Genomic DNA, 20949 nt, shown 5'->3' on the forward strand with positions numbered 1-20949 from the left:
GCGCGGTACATCGGCTCTTTGTCACGCATATTGCGGCTAGGACGATGTCTTTCTGTAGGGAGACAGAACGCTATCGTTAACCGCGTTGCGGGTATCTCGGTAATGATCCTCAATAAATCCCGATAACTCCTGAACATTCCCTTGACTTAAAGCGTTTGCAAAGGTTCGATGTTTGTGAATCGTGACTTGTGATTCTTCGATGTTAGACGCAAATCGTTGTTCTGTCGCAGCTAACATGACCGTCAGGATTAGCTGTCTCATACCGTTCCAGGTATGAAGAATACGGGTATGGCCTGCTTCCAGTACCAGAGCCTCATGAAAATTAAAATCCTGAAGAGAAAATTCAACGACATCCCTGTACTTGAGAGCGACTTCCATTTTGTCAATCATCTGATTCAAAACAGTCACCAATGTGGCATTATCACTATGTACATACCTTTGTACAACAAAATGCTCAATCAGCATTCGCACATCGAATAGCTCCTCCATATCACTGGGTGTCATGCCAACGACAACCGCCCCCATGCGCTCCAAACGGATCAGTCCTTCGCCCGAGAGTGCCTTCAAGGCTTCACGCACCGGAGAACGACTGGTACCAAAATCGGCAGCAATCTGATTCTCAGATAGAACAGTGCCTGGCGTCTGAATACCCCGTATAATCTGAAGCCGAAGTTCACAAGCAATCCTTTCCCCAAGCGATGCGCCCTGTAACCAGGTTGTTGGATATTTCATAGGATACTCCTATCTTGGAAATAATTTTGCATACTGGTATACAAGTTATGGAATATTATATACCCCGTTTAAGATCCTTGTAAACGGTGTCAGTTGACATCGGTTCCATTTCGCTGCTTTTAGCGTTACAATAGAAGCAGAAAAAAGAAGCAGTGAAAAGTGGAACGAACACGGAAAAGAAGGAGACCGTTTAATGATTATCATTAAAACCAAAGAACAAATTGAAAATATGAAAAAAGCTGGAGACATTTTGGCTGCTTGCCACCGGGAAATTGCCAAAATGATCAAGCCAGGCATTACGACACTGGAAATTGACGCCTTTGCGGAATCCTTTATGAAGAAGCATGGCGCAACACCGGAGCAAAAGGGCTATAACGGCTACCAGTTTGCAACTTGTGGCTCACCTAACGATGTGATTTGCCACGGCTTTCCGAATAAGACACCGTTGAAGGACGGAGACATCGTGACGATCGACATGGTTGTGAACCTGAATGGCTGGCTTGCAGATTCCGCTTGGTCGTATGCGGTGGGTAATGTGTCTGAGCAGGCGCAAAAGCTGCTGGATGTTACCAAGGAATCGCTGTATAAAGGGATTGAGCAAGCCGTTATCGGTAACCGGATCGGAGATATTTCCCATGCGATACAAACCTACGCGGAAGCGGAAGGCTTCTCGGTCGTACGCGAATTCATTGGGCATGGCATAGGGGAAGAAATGCATGAGCAACCGCAAGTTCCTCATTATGGACCTCCACACCGTGGACCACGCTTAAAAGAGGGTATGGTCATTACAATTGAGCCGATGCTCAACACAGGCACATACCGCAGTAAAATTGATGCGGACGGATGGACCGCACGCACGTTGGACGGCGGCTTGTCTGCTCAATACGAGCATACGCTGGCCATTACAGCAGATGGTCCGATCATTTTGACCCAGCAATAAAAGCAGGCACCCCTCGGTAGCATACAGACTACCGTGGTGAATGGGCTAGACATATTACAGAAAAGGGGCTGTCTAGGGGACAGTCCCTTTTGCTACGTGCATTCTATAAAAGTCTAGTACATGCGTGGAATAATAGTTCACCTCTAAAAAACCGAATTTGGCCCAAAGGCCGAATATCGGTTTTTTTCGTTTCATGAGTGCCACGCCGACATTTTAAAGAAAATATACGCCATGCCTTCAGAGGGACCAGCTTAGTTCTGATAGACGCTAGTGATCCGCGGTTGCTAACTATTCTGCACGTGTGCTTATTTTCTAGGCTATCGATAACGGGATACGTTAAGTGTGTGATTATGAATCTTCTATATAGTACTAAAATAACAATAATTTGAATCCAAATTCATAAGAATGAAATGGAAAAAATCCCTTTATTACACACTTAGTCCCTACTACACTTTTCAGAAATTGTTTGTTCATTGTTATATGAATTATTTTTTTGATCTAATAGAACTATTTCAACTTTTTTCCATAATGTCGATGTAATTTAGGGTCACAAATCACAATTGTTTTAGTTGAACTATATATCAAAAAAAAGGAGGCGGTGTACTAGAAAAAAGACTCATTACGGAACTCAGAACTAAGTAAAAACGGAGGTTATGTTATGGACAAAAAGAATGATAAAAGTTGCTGGATGAAGTGATTGACCATAAGCCACCGGAAGATTGGGGAAATAAGGGAGTCTAGGCTCTTGATAACTTCTTGTTTCCCGCATCACACACCTTAGTCTTGCGATTAAAAACAGCAAGATATAAACATCAGGAGGATAACCATTATGAATTCATTCAAGAAAACGAAGGGCTTGATCAGCGCCCTGACCGGGGCTGCATTATTATTCTCGCTACCGATGACGGCAGGCGCGGAGAGCAATATCAACTATACTGGCATGTTCCTGGGCTATGACGGAAGTGTAAACACCAGTCCTGTCTGGACCTACAACCCTGACATCGTCTCCTATGATCTGCTGAACTGGAACCAGGGGGGAACCGATGCAGCCTCCATTACCTCCAATAGCGCCTCCGCTATCCAAGACTTGGGGAAAATCGTCACTGTTTCCACCCACATGCCCAATCCCCAAGGTGGAAATGTAAACGCCCCGATGTCTGATTCCGATTTCGAGATCTTGGCCAATACAGACATTTCATCTATCAATTCGTCGAGCCCCGCATGGCTGCAAAATTATAAGGCCCAGGTTGACAATGTCGTGACCGGCCTGCAAAAGTTTAACTCATCCCCCGTTTACTACAGACCCTTCCATGAAATGAACGGAGGCTGGTTCTGGTGGGGAGACAAGAACACGACGGACTATAAGAACCTGTACATCAATCTGTACAATTACATCGTGACGACCAATGGCATGTCCAACGTCAATTTTGTCTATGCTCCTAATAAAGGAGCCAACGCGGCTGCTTATTACCCCGGCTCCAGCTATGTCACCTGGATTGGCATCGACGCCTACAGCGACGATCCGTCCAATGACAATGAAATCAAGATGGCTTACAATGACATCAAAGGACTTGGCAAAACTTATGGCTTCTGCGAAATTGGACCAGCCGTGGGTGGCGACCATGTGGATCGCAACAATAATCAGCTCAAGGAATTCGATTATTCGCTTTGGAACAAGGCCCTGAACGAAATCTACACTGGAGCAAGCTTCTTTATCACCTGGGACGGCGCTTATGCTCCGCAGAACAACACAAACGGCAGCGCGCTGTTTACAAAGGAGAGCTCCCAGTAAGTGTCTGGCGCCCGGCGTTCGGGCAAGGCGTCAATGTAGCCTCCGATAGACAAAAAGATCGAAAAGACCAAAAAGACACGGCTCCTGTTGGGAGAACGTGTCTTTTTGGTCTATACAGCAACATGCGAGCATGCATGTTAAAAAAACGTTTGTCAGATGCGAACTTCCGTCTCGTTCGGAACGAACTGACGATATTGGAAATACATACGAAGCCGCCAGTGTAACAAGGTCCCGAAGGCTAGGATGAAAAATAGCCCTGCTGTCTGCGGAATGGTGATGTAATGCTGAATAAATTCATGCAGCAGCAATCGGACGATCAGTAGGCTGATCAGGATAAAAAAGAAGGTACGTGAGCGTTGGACGAAAACCAGCCCTTCTTGCAATTCAAATTTGGTGCTGCGGATCAACGGGTAAGAAAAAATAAACCAGCCGACCAGAAAAGCGCCCAGCGCCCAAAGCCAGGGAACCCGTACTTCTGGCACCACAAACATCATAAAACCGGTGCTCATGCCGAGCGGAGGAATGATGATTTTTTTGGCATTAATCGGGCGATGACCTGTCTTCATACGGATGAAAATAGCCGAAATAGCGATTACGATCATACCGAAGGTTGCGCCATATTGCAGCAATGGGGTGCTAATATGAAACATGGACTGGCCCCCTCTATAAGGAATATAAGCGTTATTGGACAGACTGCAAACCTTTTACATTATACCACATATGCAATGGATATATTTAGTTACAGTCTTTCCTCTGGCAAGCGGATTATACGCCTCTTGGTGGTAACGGGTCCTATAATTAGGTCTCTTTCATACTTATGCGAGTTCCTTTGCTTGTACCTCTCCTTGAGCTGATTTTTTCTCCTGACGCATGATATAACCCATGGCTGCAATAATAAGGATAAAGGCGATCAGTGCGAGAAAAGGAATGGTGATAAAATCGAACCAGTTCAGGTAATCCTGTTCACAGGATACTCTGCCGCAAGAAGTTGAAGTTTGCGCAGCTGCTTTGGCGGCTGCATGGATGCGCTGAATGATAAAATGATAGGCTGAAATCGCGCCTCCAATGATAGCCAACGGCATGACATAACGGCGTATCCCCGAATCCCCTCGAAAATAGGCAATTCCGAGCAGAAGGGTCAGGGGATACATCAGAATGCGCTGAAACCAGCACAGCTTACAAGGCTCATATCCCAAAATCTCGCTGAGATACAGACTGCCCAATGTGGCCACACAAGCTACAACCCAGGCGGCAAACAAAGCAATATCCGTTTTTTTAAACGATCCAATCATAGTAACGCTCCTTTTTTTATTCAAATGAGAACAAAATGACTCACCCGTGTCTTGTCCCATCGGCAGGCATCTGCCGATATGTATGTCTTAATCCGTATTGTACTGTATTTTGAGTGCAGGGTCATACTTAAACATATTGACATCATTCACTATCATTTTTATAATTGCAGTAGTTTGGGAAGTTAATGAGGATTCAAGTTAGATATATATTAAGAAATTAGGAGTGTGCCTAGAATGTCGAGCAGTCCAAAAAATGAAACCCTATCTACTATTAGTGAAAGACACGCGGTAAAGAGCTATGTTAAGGATTTTAAATTGCCAGAGGAAGATCTGGAGGCCATTTTGACTGCGGCGGTAGAAGCTCCTTCCGCTTGGAACCTTCAACATTGGAAATTCCTTGTCATCGAAAGCGAAGCGGACAAACAAAAATTGCTACCTATCGCCTACAATCAGGGTCAAGTAGCGGAAAGTTCCGTTACGATTGCCGTATTGGGTGATTTGGAAGCGAACCGCAACACCGTCATTTATGATCAAGCGGTAGAAGCAGGCGCACTGCCAGCGGAAATCCGTGATGCATTGGTAGGTCAAATCAACGGCGCGTACCAAAACCCGCAAGTAGCTCGCGATGCCGCCATCCTGAACTCTGCTTTTGCAGCACAAAACATTATGCTGGCTGCTAAATCTCTGGGCTACGACACTTGCGCAATGGGCGGTTTCATTCCAGCACAATTGATCGAGCAATTCAATATTCCAGCACGTTACCTGCCAACCCTGCTTATTAGCGTAGGTAAGGCACAAGTGCCAGCACGTCCATCAGGACGTTTTCCACTTTCTGAAGTTGTTGTAAAAGGCAGCTTCTAAGAAGATTTGTGAATGTAAAAGGGTGTTCCTTCAACCGTTCGTGGTTGGGGAACACCCTTTTTTACGTCGTGTTAGGCTATTAAAGTTTCTGTTGTCAGCCCTTTGTTTAGTCCGATCGTTTGGACACAAGATAAACCAGCTCCAGCGTCAGGATCGGTAGAAAGACAGAAGCCGGATAGGCCAGATAGCGCGGCTCCCATTGGGGCTTGAACTTATCCTTAAAGCGTCGAAGCCCCTGAAAACCGTAAAAATGTCCCCCGTATTGGAAAACAAGTCGAGCCAGCTTTTCCTCGCGCAATGCCTTTTCGCTTTGTCCTACCTGGGACAGCGGTGCCATTCCCAGATTAAATGTCGTATATCCACTCTCCTTGGCCCACTCAATGACCCGTGTGAATAAATAATCCATCGTGCCATTTGGCGTATCAGGCAAGTGGCGCATCAGGTCAATGGAGACCGTCCGTCCATGATCGTAGGCAGGCGCCATCGTAGCGAAAGCGATGACCTTCCCTTCAGAGTCCTTTAGCAATGCAATCGGAGCCAACTGAAGATAGGGTTCTTTGAACCAGCCGAGTGAATATCCCTTCTCCTTGCGCCCGTCCAGCCAAATATTCGAAACATGCCGCATCTCCTCAATCAGTGAAGCCTCTAAAGGTGGTTGGATGATTTCGAATGAGTAGCCATCGCGGTCAAAGCGGTTTTTGGCGCTACGTAGCGCTTGATTGCTTTTGCCCGTCAGTGTGAAGGACTCCAGCGGCACCAGTGCTTCCTCGCCCAGTTTGAAAAAGCGATAGCCGTTCTCGTGATAGATGGACAAATACTCCGGCGAGGCCTGATAAAATACTGCCGTTAACGCATACCGATCTGCGAACCGCTGAAATTCCTGAATGGCTTCACTCACACGTTCTTTTGGACCGAGTGGGTCACCTAATACAATCAGTTTGTCCCGGCTGCGCGCATAGGGAATGACCACCTGTTCATTCTTGGTCCAATACAGATATTTATCGCCCAGAAAAAGCATATGAGAAACGAGATTACCACCCTGCCGTTCCAAAAATTCTTTTAGCTTATCCAGCTCCTGCTCGTCGGGTAGATTGGCGATGCTACGCTGAGGTCGAAGAAAGAAATATACCGTTAGGAATACCCATGCCAAAATCAGACTAAACACGGCGGTAACTCCGTAATCGCTGCGGTTCATAAAAAAGTCCAGATGGACCTTGGCATGCAAATGGCGCATAAAAGGAGTGTTGGAGCCAGCCCCAATGATAAAGTAAGCCCCGGTTACGAGTAGAGATAATCCACCCCATATTAAAATGTTGTGCCGATTCAGCGGTGCACTGACCCGATAAAACCGCGAACGCGAGATCCATAGCATTAACGCCACAAACAGTAGGAATAAGGCTTCTTCAAAATCTAGACCTTTAGTGAAGGTGAAAATAGCTCCTGTCAGCAGCAGTATCAATGTCAGCCGCAATGCTCTGCGAATACGCAGAGAGATTCCGTGGGACAGGACGACAAGCATAATCCCGATGATGACCGAGATTTCATGCGACAAGCGCATGACGGGCAGGCTGAGCAAATGCTCAGCAAAACGTAGCCGATATAACAGACCGGGCGTAGCTGCCGACAAAAGAAGCACCACGCCGGAGATGAGTACCAGCTTACCAAGCGCCCATACCCCTAGATCGGCCAAAAACCGGAATTGACCAGGCCAGCCCCATACCTTCTGCCAGGCATTAAGGGAGTAATCCCAGCCCGTCTCAGCTAGCTGATTCAGGCGCTCGTTACGTGGAATCATTTCCAGCGCGGCTAATACCAAGCCGATGAGCCACGGGATGATGTAATAAAAGACGCGAAAGACCAGCAGCACAGCCAGTGCCCGATCTGAGTTGGCTCCCGCCATTTGCAGCCCGAGCAGGGCAATGATGTCGAATGCCCCGACCCCTCCGGGTGCAAGACTGATCAACCCGGCAATCGCGGCTATCACATAAATGCCGAACACAGCATGGATCGGAAGTTCATGGAGCAAGTGCGAGCCGATCCATGCAAAGGTAAGGCCAGCCAGCAGCCATTCCAGCAGGGAAGCACTAATGGAAGCGGAGATAGTGGACCAGGAAAGCTGTCCTTCTCCCTTGTTGAACCATGTGGAGTACCGTTTGGAGCGCTGCATGATCAGAAATAGCGGCAGGTACAATGCCATTCCCCACAGTGCCCAATGAAGCCAAGGATGAGCATCCAGCACAGGCTGTACCGGATACAGATGGACAATGGCCCCCCAAGCCAGCAAAGATAGTCCGGTAATGACGACCGGCGAAAGAAATACGACGGCAGAGGTGATGACACCTAACGGCACACCGCTTTTTTTATATAGTACGGTGCGAAGTCCCGCCCCTGTAAAGCCTGCAAAACCAAAGACATTATTGAAGGTATTGGAGATCCAGGCGTAGCGAAATGTCGTCCCAGGCTTGACCTGAAGCTTGAAATGATGCCTAATTACGTAATCGTAGGCGCTCATAGCCGCCACTGCAGCCAGTGAGAACAAGCCAATTTCGATGAGAAACGTGGCATCCATTCGCCGCAGCTCATGAAACATACGCGCCAGATTAAAGTCATTTAGTTCTCGTCCTGCCTCCCATATAATAAAAGCCAGTACAGCCAACGGTAGCAAAATACGTGTCAATCGCTGCCTGTAGATGGTCATCAAGAACTGTACGATTTTAAAGGATTGGATCGGTTTGTGATTTGACTTCATAGATTCACCTGCTTGAAAAAGAATGAGATATACACTTAGAATTCATGCCCAATGAACATTACTATACATTATACCTACAATAATCGCTTGAATAACAACAGAAGGGTTACGAAATGGGATTTCAGATTGATTGCTGTAAATAAATCCAATATAATGATGGAAAACCTAGTGAATTGCTTGGCAATGGAGCTGAACTGGACATGAGTATATGGGACCGCAATCTTTTCATACGTCGCCTGGAGCTGATATGGCCTCCAGATGCTGACGAGAGCCAATATCCGTTTAACTTAAAAGCCCTGCACCAATGGAACGAACTGAAATTCCATCCTTCCGTCACCTATATTATTGGAGAAAATGGCGTAGGTAAATCGACGCTTATGGAAGCAATCGCGGTCGCGTGGGGATTTAATCCAGAGGGCGGTACTAAAAATTTCAATTTTTCTACACAAGCCACACATTCCTCGCTGCATGAGTATGTCCGGCTGGTGAGAGGGATAGATAAGCCGCGGGATGGCTTCTTTTTCCGAGCCGAGAGCTACTATAACGTGGCGACTCATATTGACGAGCTGGATCGCGAAGGAAGAGGTCGCCCCATTCGAGACTCCTACGGGGGAAAATCGCTGCATGAGCAGTCGCATGGCGAGTCTTTTTTTGCAGCATTTGTGCATCGCTTTGGCGGGCAGGGATTGTATATTTTGGATGAACCGGAGGCTGCACTATCGCCTTTGCGCCAGATGGGCATGCTTGCACGTATTCACGAACTCGTACAGCAGGGCTCACAATTTATCATTTCTACGCATTCCCCGATTTTGATGGCTTATCCAGATTCCATCTTGTATCATCTGACACATGAAGGGATCGAAATCCGGACGCTGGAGGAAACTGATCATTTTATCATCACGAAACAATTTCTGAATAACAAGGAAAAGATGATACAGGAGCTATTCGAAGATCCACAATAAAGTTCGTAGGGACCAGAGTAGCATCCGCTTGATGAGGAGGAAACAGGATGAGTTGCTCAGGAGAAAGGAAGCATGGCGGTCAAGGTGGGCGTTAAAGTGTCCTCTTGGAACGAAATACCGGATAGCCTTGAACGCATTGAGATACCTGAAGGGGAATATGCGGTCACCCGTTTTCAGGGAGATCGTGAACGACTGAACACCATTTATGATGACCTGTTTACTTGGATGGAGTGTAATGGTTACGAGCGTAATACTACGGAGGGGGCATATTGGATCGAGTCGAATCGGCTTAAGCCCGTGAATCCTTTTGATATTCCATCCGCAGAAATTCAGCAATTTGATTAATGATATTGCAATTGCTATTGTACAAAATAAAGGGTTATGAATCGTTATGAGAGGGACAACGTCGTCTATTCAGGTTGTTCCTTTTTGCCGTTCTGCCAAAGGAAAGATTCAGGGTTATCGGAAGTATTTTATGATTGTTATTTGTCTCACACTCTATTAATATAATGGAGAGTTTTGCTGGAATGGTTGCAAAATAAGATTTTCGTATACGAAATAAAGAATTTGAGGAGGACAAAACGCTACATGTCAGATTCACAACAGTTGAAAATGGGGCCGCTGGTCATTTTGATGATTAATATGTTTATTGCCATGCTGGGAATTGGCCTCATTATTCCGATCCTTCCCAAGTTTATGAGCTCCTTGGGAGGCAGTGGTGAAACGGGTGGTTATTTGGTTGCCGTGTTTGGCTTAACCCAATTCCTGTTTTCGCCGCTAGCGGGAGAATGGTCCGATAAATACGGACGTAAAAAAATGATTATTATCGGTTTGGTAATCATGACGGCGTCTTCTGTATTGTTTGCGATTGGGGAATCGTTGACCATGCTGTATATCTCACGTTTGCTGGGAGGTGCAGGGGCAGCTTTTATGATTCCTCCGATGATGGCCTATATTGCTGACATTACAACGGTCCACAATCGCGGTAGAGGAATGGGGCTGTTGGGTGCCGCCATGTCTCTTGGCTTTGTGATCGGTCCTGGTGTGGGCGGCTTGCTGGCAGATATCTCGATTCGTACGCCCTTATATGTTTCGGCGGCCGTATCGGGCGTAGCTGCACTGATTTCCTTGATTATGCTGCCCGAAACCTTGTCGCTGGAGAAACAGTTGAAGTTTCGGAATGTCAAGGTCAAACGGGACAATGTGATTAAACAGTTTGCCCTTTCTTTTCGCAAGCCTTACTTTATGCTGCTGATTATGATATTCACGTTAACCTTTGGACTGACGCATTTTGAAACGATGTTTCCTTTCTTCGTGACGGGCAAGTTTCATTACAATGAGCGTGATATTGCTATCATTATTACGGTAGGAGCACTGGTCGGAACCGTGATTCAAGCTGTGGTCATTAGCCCGATGTTGAATCGTTTTGGTGAAAAAGGCGTCATTATCGGTTCCTTTCTGTTTTCAGCGATTTCCCTTGTGCTTATGCTGCTCTCCGGCAACTTTTATTATGTACTCGGGGTATCGCTCATCTTCTTTACCGCTACGTCGTTGCTGCGGCCAGCCATTAATACTGCTTTATCCAAAATGGCGGGGGATGAGCAGGGAGTTGCAGCCGGCATGAACAATGCTTATATGAGTATTGGTAATATTCTAGGACCTGCGCTTGCGGGTACATTGTTCGAGGTGCATATCAATTTGCCATACATTTTTGGGGCAGTCATTCTCATTCTTAGTTTGGGGCTGGCTGTAAAATGGAATAGCAGAGATACGCAAACCACAGCGGTTTAATATTGTATTTTTCGTAAACTTAGTCTCTTTTGGAGTGAACTGTGACGTTCTTGTGAACCACAGATTGCGCCGAAGGAGGCTTTTTTTTGCATATATCGCGAAACGTTAATGAAACGACCGAATCGTGGGTAATAATGCATGATGAGTTTACAACAAGACAAATAGTAGAGCTAAAAGCCAGATAATATGTAAAAAACAGCTAGAAGGAGATGAGAGCCGATGGAAGAGCGAAATGAGCAGTTATTTTATACAGGAACTTATGCGTCTCGTCAGGAAAGAGGAATATATGTATGTGCTTTGCATGTGAACAATGGTGATCTGCGCATGGTTGGAGGTGTGGAAGGGATTGAGAGGCCTTCTTTTCTCGCGCTACACCCGGATGGGACGAAGCTGTACGCTGCCAGTGAAACAGAAGGAGGCGAGCTGTATGCGTATCAGGTAAATGCCCAGACGGGGGAATTACACCCTTTGGATCGAAAAGGGACGGAGGGAGCGCATACTTGCTATGTTTCCGTAACAACCGATGGACGATATGTGCTGGCTTCCAACTATTCAGGCGGCAATGCCGTTGTGTTCCCTGCGACGGAAGCTGGAGGATTAGGAGACATGTCGGGGCAAGTTCAGCATACCGGCTCAGGTATTCGCCAGGACCGCCAGGATGCGGCACATCCGCATTCAATTATTCCAGACCCTTCAGGACAGTATGCCCTGGTATGTGATCTGGGACTGGATCAGATTGTGGTATACCGTTTGACAGAGGATGGAAAACTGGTGACCCATCGTGAGACAGATTTGCCACCTGGTTCTGGACCGCGTCATCTGGTTTTTCATCCTTCGCGTCCATATGCTTTTGTCGCCAATGAGTTGAACAATACAGTCGCTGTGTTTAGTTATAACGAACGTAATGGTGAGCTTACATTGATGCAAAGCCTGTCCACACTGCCAGAAGGCATTATAGATGTAGAAAATACAGCAGCAGATATTCGGATTACGCCCTGTGGACGCTTTTTGTATGTGTCAAACCGCGGCCATGACAGCATCGTGCTATACCATGTCGATCTGGACAGCGGCAAGCTGAAGACGGTGGAATGGGTGGAAACCTTCGGCAGCACACCTCGTAACTTCAACATCTTGTCCGGTTATCTGGTAGTGGCGAATCAGGATGGAAACAACATCGTATCCTTTGCCATCCATAGTGAGGATGGACGGCTGTCCCGAACGGGATATGTGCTCGAGGTTCCTTCACCTGTGTGTATTGAACCTGTACACTAATCGGATAGCACGTGGCAAAAGAGTACGATATAAGTGGATGAAAAAATAAAACACGGCGCTTTGTTTCCCATGAAAGGCATGGGCAAAACGCCGTGTTCAGGTTTTGAAGTGGACTAAAAGCTATTTGCTGCTATCCCCAGCTTCTACCGTTACTGTTTTGGTATGATTTTCTGCATGTTTGTAGTACAAACGGAACAGGATGTCCTGATTGTAGTTACCAAATCCGGTACCGAACAGAGTAACCCCTCCAACATGCTGGGCATCATCCAATATGGCAATACGGAATTTCCATTGCTTCTGATCAATCAGTACTTGGCCTAAAGTCACGTCGGATATTTGCTTGCCATCCATAAAGGTACCTTCGGAGGTAACGCGAAGTCTTTTAAGGAGACCATATTGATTGATAAAATCAGGCCACCATGCAGGTGTGTATTTACCACGGTTATCCCCGAAATCCCCTGGGCTGGTCCATGTACCCAAATTCACATCATTTAGGAAAAAAGTGATATCTGAAGGCCAATTATCATTGGTAAAAGGGGCCTCGGATGATAGTTCCATCGAAATTTCCAGTTCCTCAGCTTTTTGGCTGGACAGTAGGAAATTCGGCACCTTATAATCCATATATCCTTGGCTGAACCACAGAATTTTGGAATTGAAGCGCTCAGGGTCCAAGAACGAACGAGGCTCATCGAATTCACCAATGATCTTTTCGACGGTAGCCAGTCCGCAGGTCGCCTGTATTTCAAAATCTGTAAAGTGTCCCACAGAAATCTCCGTCTGATGGAATTGTCGTACATCCTGCTGGTAGCGTGGCATGGCGATTTCAATTTTGTCTGTTGCCAGTGAGCACACTTTCTGTACCCCGCCTCGTCCAGGCAGCATTTTGGTCGAAATAATGGACGCTCTCTCCAGTTTCTTGACATGCATCGTCATAATCGCACTGCTGAGCCCCAACGCTTCCGCCAGCTCACGTATATTCATAGGCTTCTCCGCAAGCAGAACAATCATGTTTAGCCGAACCTCACTGGCCAGCGCTTCATAAACGGGAAGTGATTTTTCAGAAATGTCCAGTTGCATAGTTCCTCCAATTCTAACGTACATCATAAATTGATGGTAGTTTAACATATATGGATTTTTTTCAATATTCATACATAAAAAACGATATGATTTACATTTATATAAACAATATACCCTTTCCTTGATCACTGGCACAAGCCTAACCCCTCAAAAAGCCAAAAATTGTTCAAAAAACAGGACACCCCCATAAACTCTTTCTTTGTTGTTGGGATGTCCTGTGATGGTATGTGATTTGCAGGGTGGATACGGGATAGAGTCCTGTGCCATTGGTGTTTAGGACCGGATATGTTCTTCTGCCAAAGAAGAGTCAGCCGTTTTATCTTTATCTGCTGCGTGTAAATCCTGATGTTGAGAAGCATCTGCCTTGATCAAGCCGGGATGACCAACATAAGGACGATCACTGCGCGAGCGGCCTCGGGTAAGTCGGAAGCCAATCAAGAACAGCACAAGCTGAACAGCCAGTATGTAGGGAGATGCTTCCGGTCCAATCCATTGAAACAGAGCGACAGCGGCGATTACCAAGCACAACAGGCTTGTTGGAAAATGGGATGCCGTCACGTCCAGATCATTTTGCCTGCGCAGGGTCATCAGCCGGTACACATACAGTAGGGCGATCAAGCCGGAAACGAACCTCATCCATGCACACCCTATGAGCCATGAGGCAGATTGTGCAGTATCGGGCAGACTAACATCGACATGGCTGGAGGCTATCAGTTCCATAACCAGCCTTGTGACCAACCAGACGATTCCTGCCAGCGCCAACGGACCAGCTGCTGGACGTAATAGCTTCCACAATGCTGTTCCCCAGCCCGGAGCATGAGATTCCAGCAGAACAAGACGCCTTTCCTCGATGAGTTTGTTCATTTCACGCTCCAGTGATTTGAGAAGCAATTCTCTTCGGAACGTATCACACTCCCGAAGGGATGCTTGAACCTGCTCTTGAAGGTGAGGGGTCAAATAGGGAGCAGCTTTGGCTTCCTGAAGAGCGTGGATGAGTCCGTTCTGGTACTGCTTTTCGCTGTTATTGAACCCGTTCTGGGTAGCGGTTTGGAGACAACCAGCTAATCGTCCGTAGATACGCAGCGATTCCTGTAATTCTTCCAGCCGCTGCTGACGCGAATTTCGAAGCTGGGCTGCACTGTGAACATACAGCCATACCATCAAAGACAACGCCAGCAGGAAGGCAATCAGACCGGGTGAGATATATGCGGCTAACGCCGCGAAGTCCGTCGGGGACACCCGCAATCCCTCCTTCCATTGTTCTTTCTACACTATTGCACAGACCATACAGGCATTTCAAGGGCTTGTATCCCTTTGATCAGGATATATGAAGTATTTTTTGGTAAAATAGACAAGATTACAAGCAGGGGGGGAGATTCGGCATGGATAAAAATATAGAAATTGAAACAGAACATCATGAGACATCGAATCAACCGTACGGGCAGCTTCGCGTAGATTACGCTATTCCATCGGTCGAGGAGTATCGGGCGTTACGCAAAGAAGCTGGTTTGACGCAAATTACGGAAGAAGCGGCGGCTAAGGGCCTGCCGAACAGTCTATTTTCCGTGACACTACGGCTTGGGCAGGAATTGATCGGGATGGGCCGGGTGAGCGGTGACGGGGGTGTGTTTTTTCTGATTACGGATATTGCAGTAAAGCCTTCCCATCAGGGAAAAGGCTATGGGCGTAAGCTTATGGAAGAGATTATGGTTTATTTAAGCCGCGAAGTTCCAGCGGGCATCTTTGTGACGCTGATCGCGGATAAGCCGGCCGACCGCTTGTATGCGCAATTCGGCTTCCAATTGGTCAGTCCGAGGTCGGAAGGGATGTACTGGCGACAGCCGGGGGGGACTGTAAGCTGACATGCTGTACGGGTTTAGGCTGGACATAAAACGGATAAATAACAGTAAGTAAATTATAGACAGGAAGAGGGCACATTTATATGAAAGTTATTATTTTCGGAGCAACAGGAACCATTGGTCAAGCGTTAGTAAAGGAAGCAATCAAGCGTAAGTATGAAGTGACGGCGGCGGTGCGCGACCCGCAACGTGTGACGGAGCAAAGTGAATATTTGACGGTGGTTCAAGCGGATATTCTAAATCCGAATTCCGTTACGGATGTGGCCAAAGGGCACGATGCTATCATTAGCGCATACGGTCCCAAGTTTGGAGAAGAGGAAGAACTGCTCGAAGCGACTCGTTCTTTGCTGGAAGGAACTCGGCGTTCCGGCGCGGAGCGCATACTTGTCGTTGGCGGAGCGGGAAGTCTGAAAACAGAAAACGGTGAACGCCTCATGGATACCGCCGAGTTTCCGGAGGAAGTGAAGCCACTGGCGGCTGCCCATGCAGATGCACTGGAGCTGTACCGCGCTGCGGATGTAGACTGGACCTATTGTAGTCCTGCCGGAATAATTGAATTGGGAAAACGTACAGGACAGTTCCGTATTGGTTTGGATCATTTGGTGGTTGACGAATTAGGCCATAGCCGTATCTCGGTCGAAGATTATGCGGTAGCCCTGATTGATGAGTTAGTAGAAGGGGAATTTGTCAATTCCCGTTTTACGGTTGGATATTAATAAGCAGGGATAGCCATACGGGAGGCGAAAAGCATGTATATGGTGACCGCCGAAGAAATGCGAGAATTGGATCGCTATACAATTGACAAGCTGGGTATTCCGGCCCTTACCTTGATGGAAAATGCCGGGCGCGCGGTAGCTGACGAGGTGTTGAAGCTATGTGCCGAAAGAAGTGGGAAGAGCAATGGCGACGGCTTCTCAGTAGGCACTGCCGATCTAACACGTGGAAATGATCGTGCTGAAGTGTTGGGGTCGCAGTGGACAGAAGAGGTTACACACACAGGTCCGGGGGATATACCGGGACATGGCGGTGTTATACGGACAGAGACGTGGAGTCAAGGACGACATGACTTACGGGAACGAGAACACTGGTATATCCTCGTAGGCAAAGGCAACAACGGTGGTGACGGGCTGGTGGCAGCCCGTCATCTGACCGATGCAAGGCTACGCGTCACCGTTGTGTACGTCGAGCCGCCAGACATGCTACGCGGTGAAGCGGCTGCGCAACGCGATATCATCGCGGCTCTGGGTATCCCGGTGATTCTCTATGGCCGGGATACCCTCGACCTGCGCGGCGCCTCCGGCATCATCGATGCCCTGCTGGGCACGGGCACGCAAGGCCCGCCGCGCGAACCCTACGCCTCGCTGATCCGCGAGGCCAATGCCAGCGGCGCGCCGCTCGTGTCGGTAGACGTGCCTAGCGGCCTCGACGCCGACACAGGTGCGCTGCACGAGCCGTGCATTCGTGCGCGCGTCACCGTATGCCTCGCCTACTTGAAGCGTGGGCTCGTCCAATATCCGGGCGCCGGGACTGCAGGCGATGTGGTGGTACGCTACATCGGTATTCCACCCGGCCTTGCCCGTGAGTGCGGCGTGCAGCTGCGGCTCTTGACCCGTGACACGCTGCGCGCTGCGCTGGACGTGGATGTAAGCCGCAGCCGCGTGCCGGATGGGCACAAGGGCACCTACGGCCACGTTCTGGTCGCGGCTGGAAGCCTGCGCATGAGCGGCGCGGGCTTGCTGGCCGCACGTGCCGCCCTGCGCATCGGCAGCGGCCTTGTCACGTGGGCGGTGCCCGAGGCGTTGTTGCCGCGCGTCATTGGCGCCGCGCCGGAACTGATGCTCGCTGCCGCGGCAGCAGGCGGAGACGGCGAATGGAATGCCGACTCCGCAGACGAGCTGCTACAGCTCGCGCAGGCACGCGATGTACTGGCCGTCGGCCCCGGCCTCGGCCGCTTTGCAGGGGACACCGGCTGGCTGCGCCGCCTGTGGGAGGAATACGGCGGTCCGCTCGTGCTTGATGCGGACGCCTTGAACATCCTCGCCTCGGCCGGGCCTGAGCTGGAGGCTTGGAAGCCAAGAAGTGCGGCGGTCGTACTGACGCCGCACCCCGGTGAAATGGCTCGCCTACTGGGTATACCGACAGCAGAGGTGCAGCGTGACCGTATCACCCATGCCCGGGAGTACGCCCGGACACGTGGGGTCACGCTGGTGCTCAAAGGAGCGCGCACTGTCATCGCTTGTCCCGACGGAACGGCCTACGTCAATACCACAGGCCATGCTGGGATGGCGACAGGCGGTGCGGGCGATGTGCTGACAGGTATCATCGCAGGTTTGCTGGCCCAGGGCTTGAATGCTTCGCAGGCAGCAGCCTTTGGCGTGTATTTGCATGGTGCGGCTGGAGAAACAGCCGCACGTCATCGCCAGCATCCTGCCTCTGTGATCGCTGGCGACATTATTGAAGCCCTATAGGCCATAGCAGCAGTGGCAGGAGGAAGGCCAGCATAATCTGTAATCCATATTCACGGTTTAGCCAGTGCCTTCCTCCATAATACAGCAGTGTAATCCCTGCACCTGCTATGCCGTTGCTCCATAAAATGCCCGTTCCGGCAGGCGACATCAAAGAACCTAGCAGGAGAAAGACACTGAATCCTGCAGCGAGGTATAGGGTGATCCGCTCGGGCTTGCGAAGCCAGGGTAAAAGATCGCGTAGCGCATCAGCGGCAAGAGCAGCAGGAAGGGCAAAACCATAGGCCCACAGCTGCGCGGTCAGTTCACCACTATTGCCTGCAATAGTTAGAGGAATTCCTGTTATTTCCTCTGTCAGATAGCAGTAGATCCATAAGAGACCAAAAACCAATCCTCCACAGGCCAGTTTATTCAGCGCATAACAACCAAGCTCCATCCGCCAAGGCATTTTGGAATTAAATTCATTCCAAGGCTGTCTCATGTTGCGACTCCTCCTCTTATCACACTCGGTATTCACAACCAATCAAGGAATTTATTTTCAATTACAATCCGCTTACCGTTTACGACACTTCAGTTTACGTTAGCTGTGTATCATGTTCCTAAGCAAAATAAAGATTGCGGATAGCCGCGGTACGGAAAGGCGGGGATTGCATGATACAGGCGGTTATTTTTAATCTCGAAAGTACATTGTTAGACCCCGGAGGACGAGGCTTAACCCAGGGAATGCGTGACATTTTCAGATGGAAAGGTATACAGGTAACTGAAGAACAGGTATCTCATGGGCGAGGAATGCCGATCCGGGATCATATTGCGAATGTGCTGGGACTTTCAGAGGTTCGGAAAAAGTGGCTGGAGTGCTTTGGTGCGCATCCTGGCAGAATGGATATTGAGCATATTTATCTTGAGCTTGTCCCTGTTCTCCGCTCCTTGATCCAAGGGGCTGAGCCTGCTATCGGTATAGACAGGGCGCTGCAGGAGTTGCAGGATCGCCGCATTCAGTCAGGCGCCACTGCATCCTGTCCGATGGAGATGCTCAGTCACAAGTTTACGCCTGCACAGTCACCCTATACGTTGGATTGTATGGTAGCCCCTTGTGAAGTTTCGCAGGGGAGGCCTTATCCGTGGATGATCTATGAAATTGCACATCGCTTGCAGGTATTCCCGCTTAGCGATATTGTGAAAGTAGGAGATACAGCAGCCGATATGCAAGAGGGACGGAACGCCGGTGTATGGACGATTGGTGTGTTGAACCATAACGAAAGCGTGACGACCGCAGCTCAAACGACCAGCCGTGAAGCGGACGACAGAGTGGCTGAGGAACGGCGCAGACAGAGTGTATATGGTTTGAAAAGGGCAGGAGCCCACATCGTGATGAACTCGGTCGCTGACTTGCCGCGTATTTTGCATGAAATCGAAATGCTCCAGCATACGGGAGGCTATCCTTCTTATACGAAACAGGTGAAAACAGCGGCGCTACCCCCGTCATAAGAACGGGTATGAGTCTGGAGTGCTTGAATACACAGTTCTAGGTTATATGTATGCACCTACTCGGATAAAGGTGAACTCTGTTCGGCTTTCAAAACATAATCATGGAGCATTCGCTACGTTAGCGAATGCTCCATTTGAGTTTACTTCTTTTCGTTCAGTTGAATGGATCCAACATAATATTTACTATTCAACGTTTTTCACCCGGAACTGGTCAGCATGACGCTGCAGATTGTTTGATAGTGTGGTCAGATTACGGGCTACTTCGGAAAGTTCTTTTACTGCTAGGGCCTGCTTCTGAGCGCTTGCTGATACATCTTCGGTCATTCCGGCAGTCTGCTGTGCCGCGCTGGCTGTGTGATTCAAATGTTGATCTACACTGTGACGTACCTCCTGCATCTCTGCCGTCAATTGAGCCAGATGTGCAGCTAACTCCTGAACTTCCTGTGAAACCTGGGTGACTTTGTCAACAGACTGTAGACATACCGAAATTTGTACTTCTTGTTCATTGACGGTCTTTATGTTTTCATCAAATTGATCACCCATTTGCTCAATTTGCTCAACAAAGCTTCTTAAGATTTCATCGATTTCACGAATCGATATGGCGGATTGCTGGGCAAGTTGTCCCATTTCATGAGCGACCACAGAAAAACCCTTGCCAGCTTCGCCTGCACGTGAGGCTTCAATAGATGCATTAAAGGACAAAATCTGCGTCTGTTTTACGATGCCCTGAACCTGCTGACCGATGTTAGCCGCCTCGCGGGATTTTTCGGTTAACGCGTGTGACATGCGCTGCATCTGCTTGATACGCAGGGCGCTTTCTCGTCCTTTCTCTAATAACAGTTCATGCTCACTGGCTACCTGATTACGAACCTCATTGAGATGATGGGCCGTGTCCGTAAATTGCTGCACATGGCTTCCGACTTCATCCAGCGTTTGTCCTAATCGGTCAGATTGTTGAACCGATTCCACCGCTTGATCCGCCTGGTTTATAGAGACATCGGCAATTTGCTGGAGTGTACGGGACAATTCCTCAGTTTGGTGGAGTGTTCCCTCCGTTGTCACGACGATATTCTCTGATGCATGCTGGAGTGTGCTAGAACTGCTTTGAATATCCACAATCATATTCGACATGGCTTCCACCATTTTGTTCGTCAATTTGCTGATTTCGCCTAACTGATCATATGTTACTTGCGACGATGTAACCGTAAGGTTGCCGTCGGCTACTTGCTCCAGTGTATTTTTAATAAATCTCACCTGACGCAGTATCCGCCGGGTTACCACCATCATAGCCGCAATGGAGATGATCAGAATGATAGAGATAACAGGGATCACTAATCGGTAGGCCTCGGGCAAGGTATGTTCGTATACTTCAGTCACAGAGGAGAGGGATCGGTCGATTCCCAAATAACCAATGATGGTTCCATCTGTATCCTTAATGGGAGTAAAGGAGGAAAACATCGTCCCCCACTCAGGGTCCGTTGTGATATCTGTAGTCACTGTTTCCCCTTGTTTCAATTTCTCTTCCGTTTCTTTAAGGGTAAAACTTACAGGAGTTCCGAATGGACTGTAGTCTTTGTCGTCCCATGCGGCTCCATCCACCGTAATTTTCCACTCATTTCCAACACGATTGTACATATAGATGTACAGGATTCCAGTTTGCAACCTGAGC

The 20949-nt window shown here is 48.4% G+C and carries 19 protein-coding genes; 11 read left to right on the forward strand and 8 right to left on the reverse strand.

Going from position 1 to position 20949, the window contains the following annotated elements:
- Positions 1–36: 36 nt before the first annotated feature.
- A complete protein-coding gene (locus tag C1T21_RS00445) occupies positions 37–732 on the reverse strand; it encodes a GntR family transcriptional regulator (protein ID WP_103046765.1) in 696 nt (231 codons plus the stop codon).
- Between the two features lie 193 nt (positions 733–925).
- Between C1T21_RS00445 and map the strand changes: the two genes are divergently transcribed.
- On the forward strand, positions 926–1672 hold the full coding sequence (gene map / locus C1T21_RS00450; RefSeq protein ID WP_023986734.1) for a type I methionyl aminopeptidase: 747 nt from the start codon (positions 926–928) through the stop codon (positions 1670–1672).
- An 829-nt stretch (positions 1673–2501) separates the two neighbouring features.
- Positions 2502–3464 (forward strand): glycoside hydrolase family 26 protein, encoded by a 963-nt coding sequence (locus C1T21_RS00455; RefSeq protein WP_103046766.1) that lies wholly within the window; start codon positions 2502–2504, stop codon positions 3462–3464.
- A gap of 152 nt (positions 3465–3616) precedes the next feature.
- Here C1T21_RS00455 and C1T21_RS00460 read toward each other — a convergent pair whose 3' ends face one another.
- A complete protein-coding gene (locus C1T21_RS00460) occupies positions 3617–4114 on the reverse strand; it encodes a CcdC family protein (protein WP_103046767.1) in 498 nt (165 codons plus the stop codon).
- A gap of 165 nt (positions 4115–4279) precedes the next feature.
- Positions 4280–4756, reverse strand: a complete 477-nt coding sequence (locus C1T21_RS00465; protein ID WP_053324504.1) for a disulfide oxidoreductase — start codon at positions 4754–4756, stop codon at positions 4280–4282.
- 234 nt (positions 4757–4990) lie between these two features.
- On the opposite strand from C1T21_RS00465, the gene C1T21_RS00470 reads away from it, so the two are divergent.
- Positions 4991–5617: a nitroreductase family protein gene (locus C1T21_RS00470; RefSeq protein WP_103046768.1), complete on the forward strand. Its 627-nt coding sequence runs from the start codon at positions 4991–4993 to the stop codon at positions 5615–5617.
- A gap of 106 nt (positions 5618–5723) precedes the next feature.
- Here the strand turns inward: C1T21_RS00470 and mprF are convergent, their stop codons facing one another.
- Positions 5724–8366, reverse strand: a complete 2643-nt coding sequence (mprF, locus tag C1T21_RS00475) for a bifunctional lysylphosphatidylglycerol flippase/synthetase MprF (protein ID WP_103046769.1) — start codon at positions 8364–8366, stop codon at positions 5724–5726.
- A gap of 200 nt (positions 8367–8566) precedes the next feature.
- Here mprF and C1T21_RS00480 point away from each other — a divergent pair, with 200 nt between their 5' ends.
- From C1T21_RS00480 to C1T21_RS00495, 4 genes are all read left to right on the forward strand, one after another.
- A complete protein-coding gene (locus C1T21_RS00480; RefSeq protein WP_103046770.1) occupies positions 8567–9328 on the forward strand; it encodes an AAA family ATPase in 762 nt (253 codons plus the stop codon).
- A 72-nt stretch (positions 9329–9400) separates the two neighbouring features.
- A complete protein-coding gene (locus tag C1T21_RS00485) occupies positions 9401–9673 on the forward strand; it encodes a GyrI-like domain-containing protein (RefSeq protein ID WP_258012316.1) in 273 nt (90 codons plus the stop codon).
- A 243-nt stretch (positions 9674–9916) separates the two neighbouring features.
- A complete protein-coding gene (locus C1T21_RS00490; protein ID WP_103046771.1) occupies positions 9917–11119 on the forward strand; it encodes an MFS transporter in 1203 nt (400 codons plus the stop codon).
- A gap of 219 nt (positions 11120–11338) precedes the next feature.
- Complete coding sequence (locus tag C1T21_RS00495; RefSeq protein WP_103046772.1) at positions 11339–12391, forward strand: lactonase family protein; 1053 nt, start codon at positions 11339–11341, stop codon at positions 12389–12391.
- Positions 12392–12511: 120 nt separating this feature from the next.
- Here C1T21_RS00495 and C1T21_RS00500 read toward each other — a convergent pair whose 3' ends face one another.
- Both C1T21_RS00500 and C1T21_RS00505 read right to left on the reverse strand, forming a co-directional pair.
- Entirely contained in the window at positions 12512–13468 is a 957-nt protein-coding gene (locus C1T21_RS00500) for an ArsR/SmtB family transcription factor (protein ID WP_103046773.1), read from the reverse strand.
- Between the two features lie 273 nt (positions 13469–13741).
- Positions 13742–14707, reverse strand: a complete 966-nt coding sequence (locus C1T21_RS00505; RefSeq protein WP_103046774.1) for a hypothetical protein — start codon at positions 14705–14707, stop codon at positions 13742–13744.
- Positions 14708–14850: 143 nt separating this feature from the next.
- Here C1T21_RS00505 and C1T21_RS00510 point away from each other — a divergent pair, with 143 nt between their 5' ends.
- From C1T21_RS00510 to C1T21_RS00520, 3 genes are all read left to right on the forward strand, one after another.
- Entirely contained in the window at positions 14851–15330 is a 480-nt protein-coding gene (locus C1T21_RS00510; protein ID WP_103046775.1) for a GNAT family N-acetyltransferase, read from the forward strand.
- An 80-nt stretch (positions 15331–15410) separates the two neighbouring features.
- Entirely contained in the window at positions 15411–16043 is a 633-nt protein-coding gene (locus C1T21_RS00515; RefSeq protein ID WP_061831169.1) for an NAD(P)-dependent oxidoreductase, read from the forward strand.
- Between the two features lie 33 nt (positions 16044–16076).
- Positions 16077–17795: an NAD(P)H-hydrate dehydratase gene (locus tag C1T21_RS00520; RefSeq protein ID WP_103046776.1), complete on the forward strand. Its 1719-nt coding sequence runs from the start codon at positions 16077–16079 to the stop codon at positions 17793–17795.
- Here the strand turns inward: C1T21_RS00520 and C1T21_RS00525 are convergent.
- Positions 17779–18273 (reverse strand): hypothetical protein, encoded by a 495-nt coding sequence (locus tag C1T21_RS00525; RefSeq protein ID WP_103046777.1) that lies wholly within the window; start codon positions 18271–18273, stop codon positions 17779–17781. The two genes, C1T21_RS00520 and C1T21_RS00525, sit on opposite strands and share 17 nt — an antisense overlap.
- A gap of 170 nt (positions 18274–18443) precedes the next feature.
- Here C1T21_RS00525 and C1T21_RS00530 point away from each other — a divergent pair, with 170 nt between their 5' ends.
- Entirely contained in the window at positions 18444–19280 is an 837-nt protein-coding gene (locus C1T21_RS00530) for an HAD hydrolase-like protein (RefSeq protein WP_103046778.1), read from the forward strand.
- Between the two features lie 183 nt (positions 19281–19463).
- Here the strand turns inward: C1T21_RS00530 and C1T21_RS00535 are convergent, their stop codons facing one another.
- Positions 19464–20915, reverse strand: a complete 1452-nt coding sequence (locus C1T21_RS00535; RefSeq protein WP_258012317.1) for a methyl-accepting chemotaxis protein — start codon at positions 20913–20915, stop codon at positions 19464–19466.
- Between the last annotated feature and the right edge of the window lie 34 nt (positions 20916–20949).

Origin of the sequence: Paenibacillus sp. F4 (assembly GCF_002894905.1) — a bacterium.
Taxonomy (GTDB): domain Bacteria; phylum Bacillota; class Bacilli; order Paenibacillales; family Paenibacillaceae; genus Paenibacillus; species Paenibacillus polymyxa_B.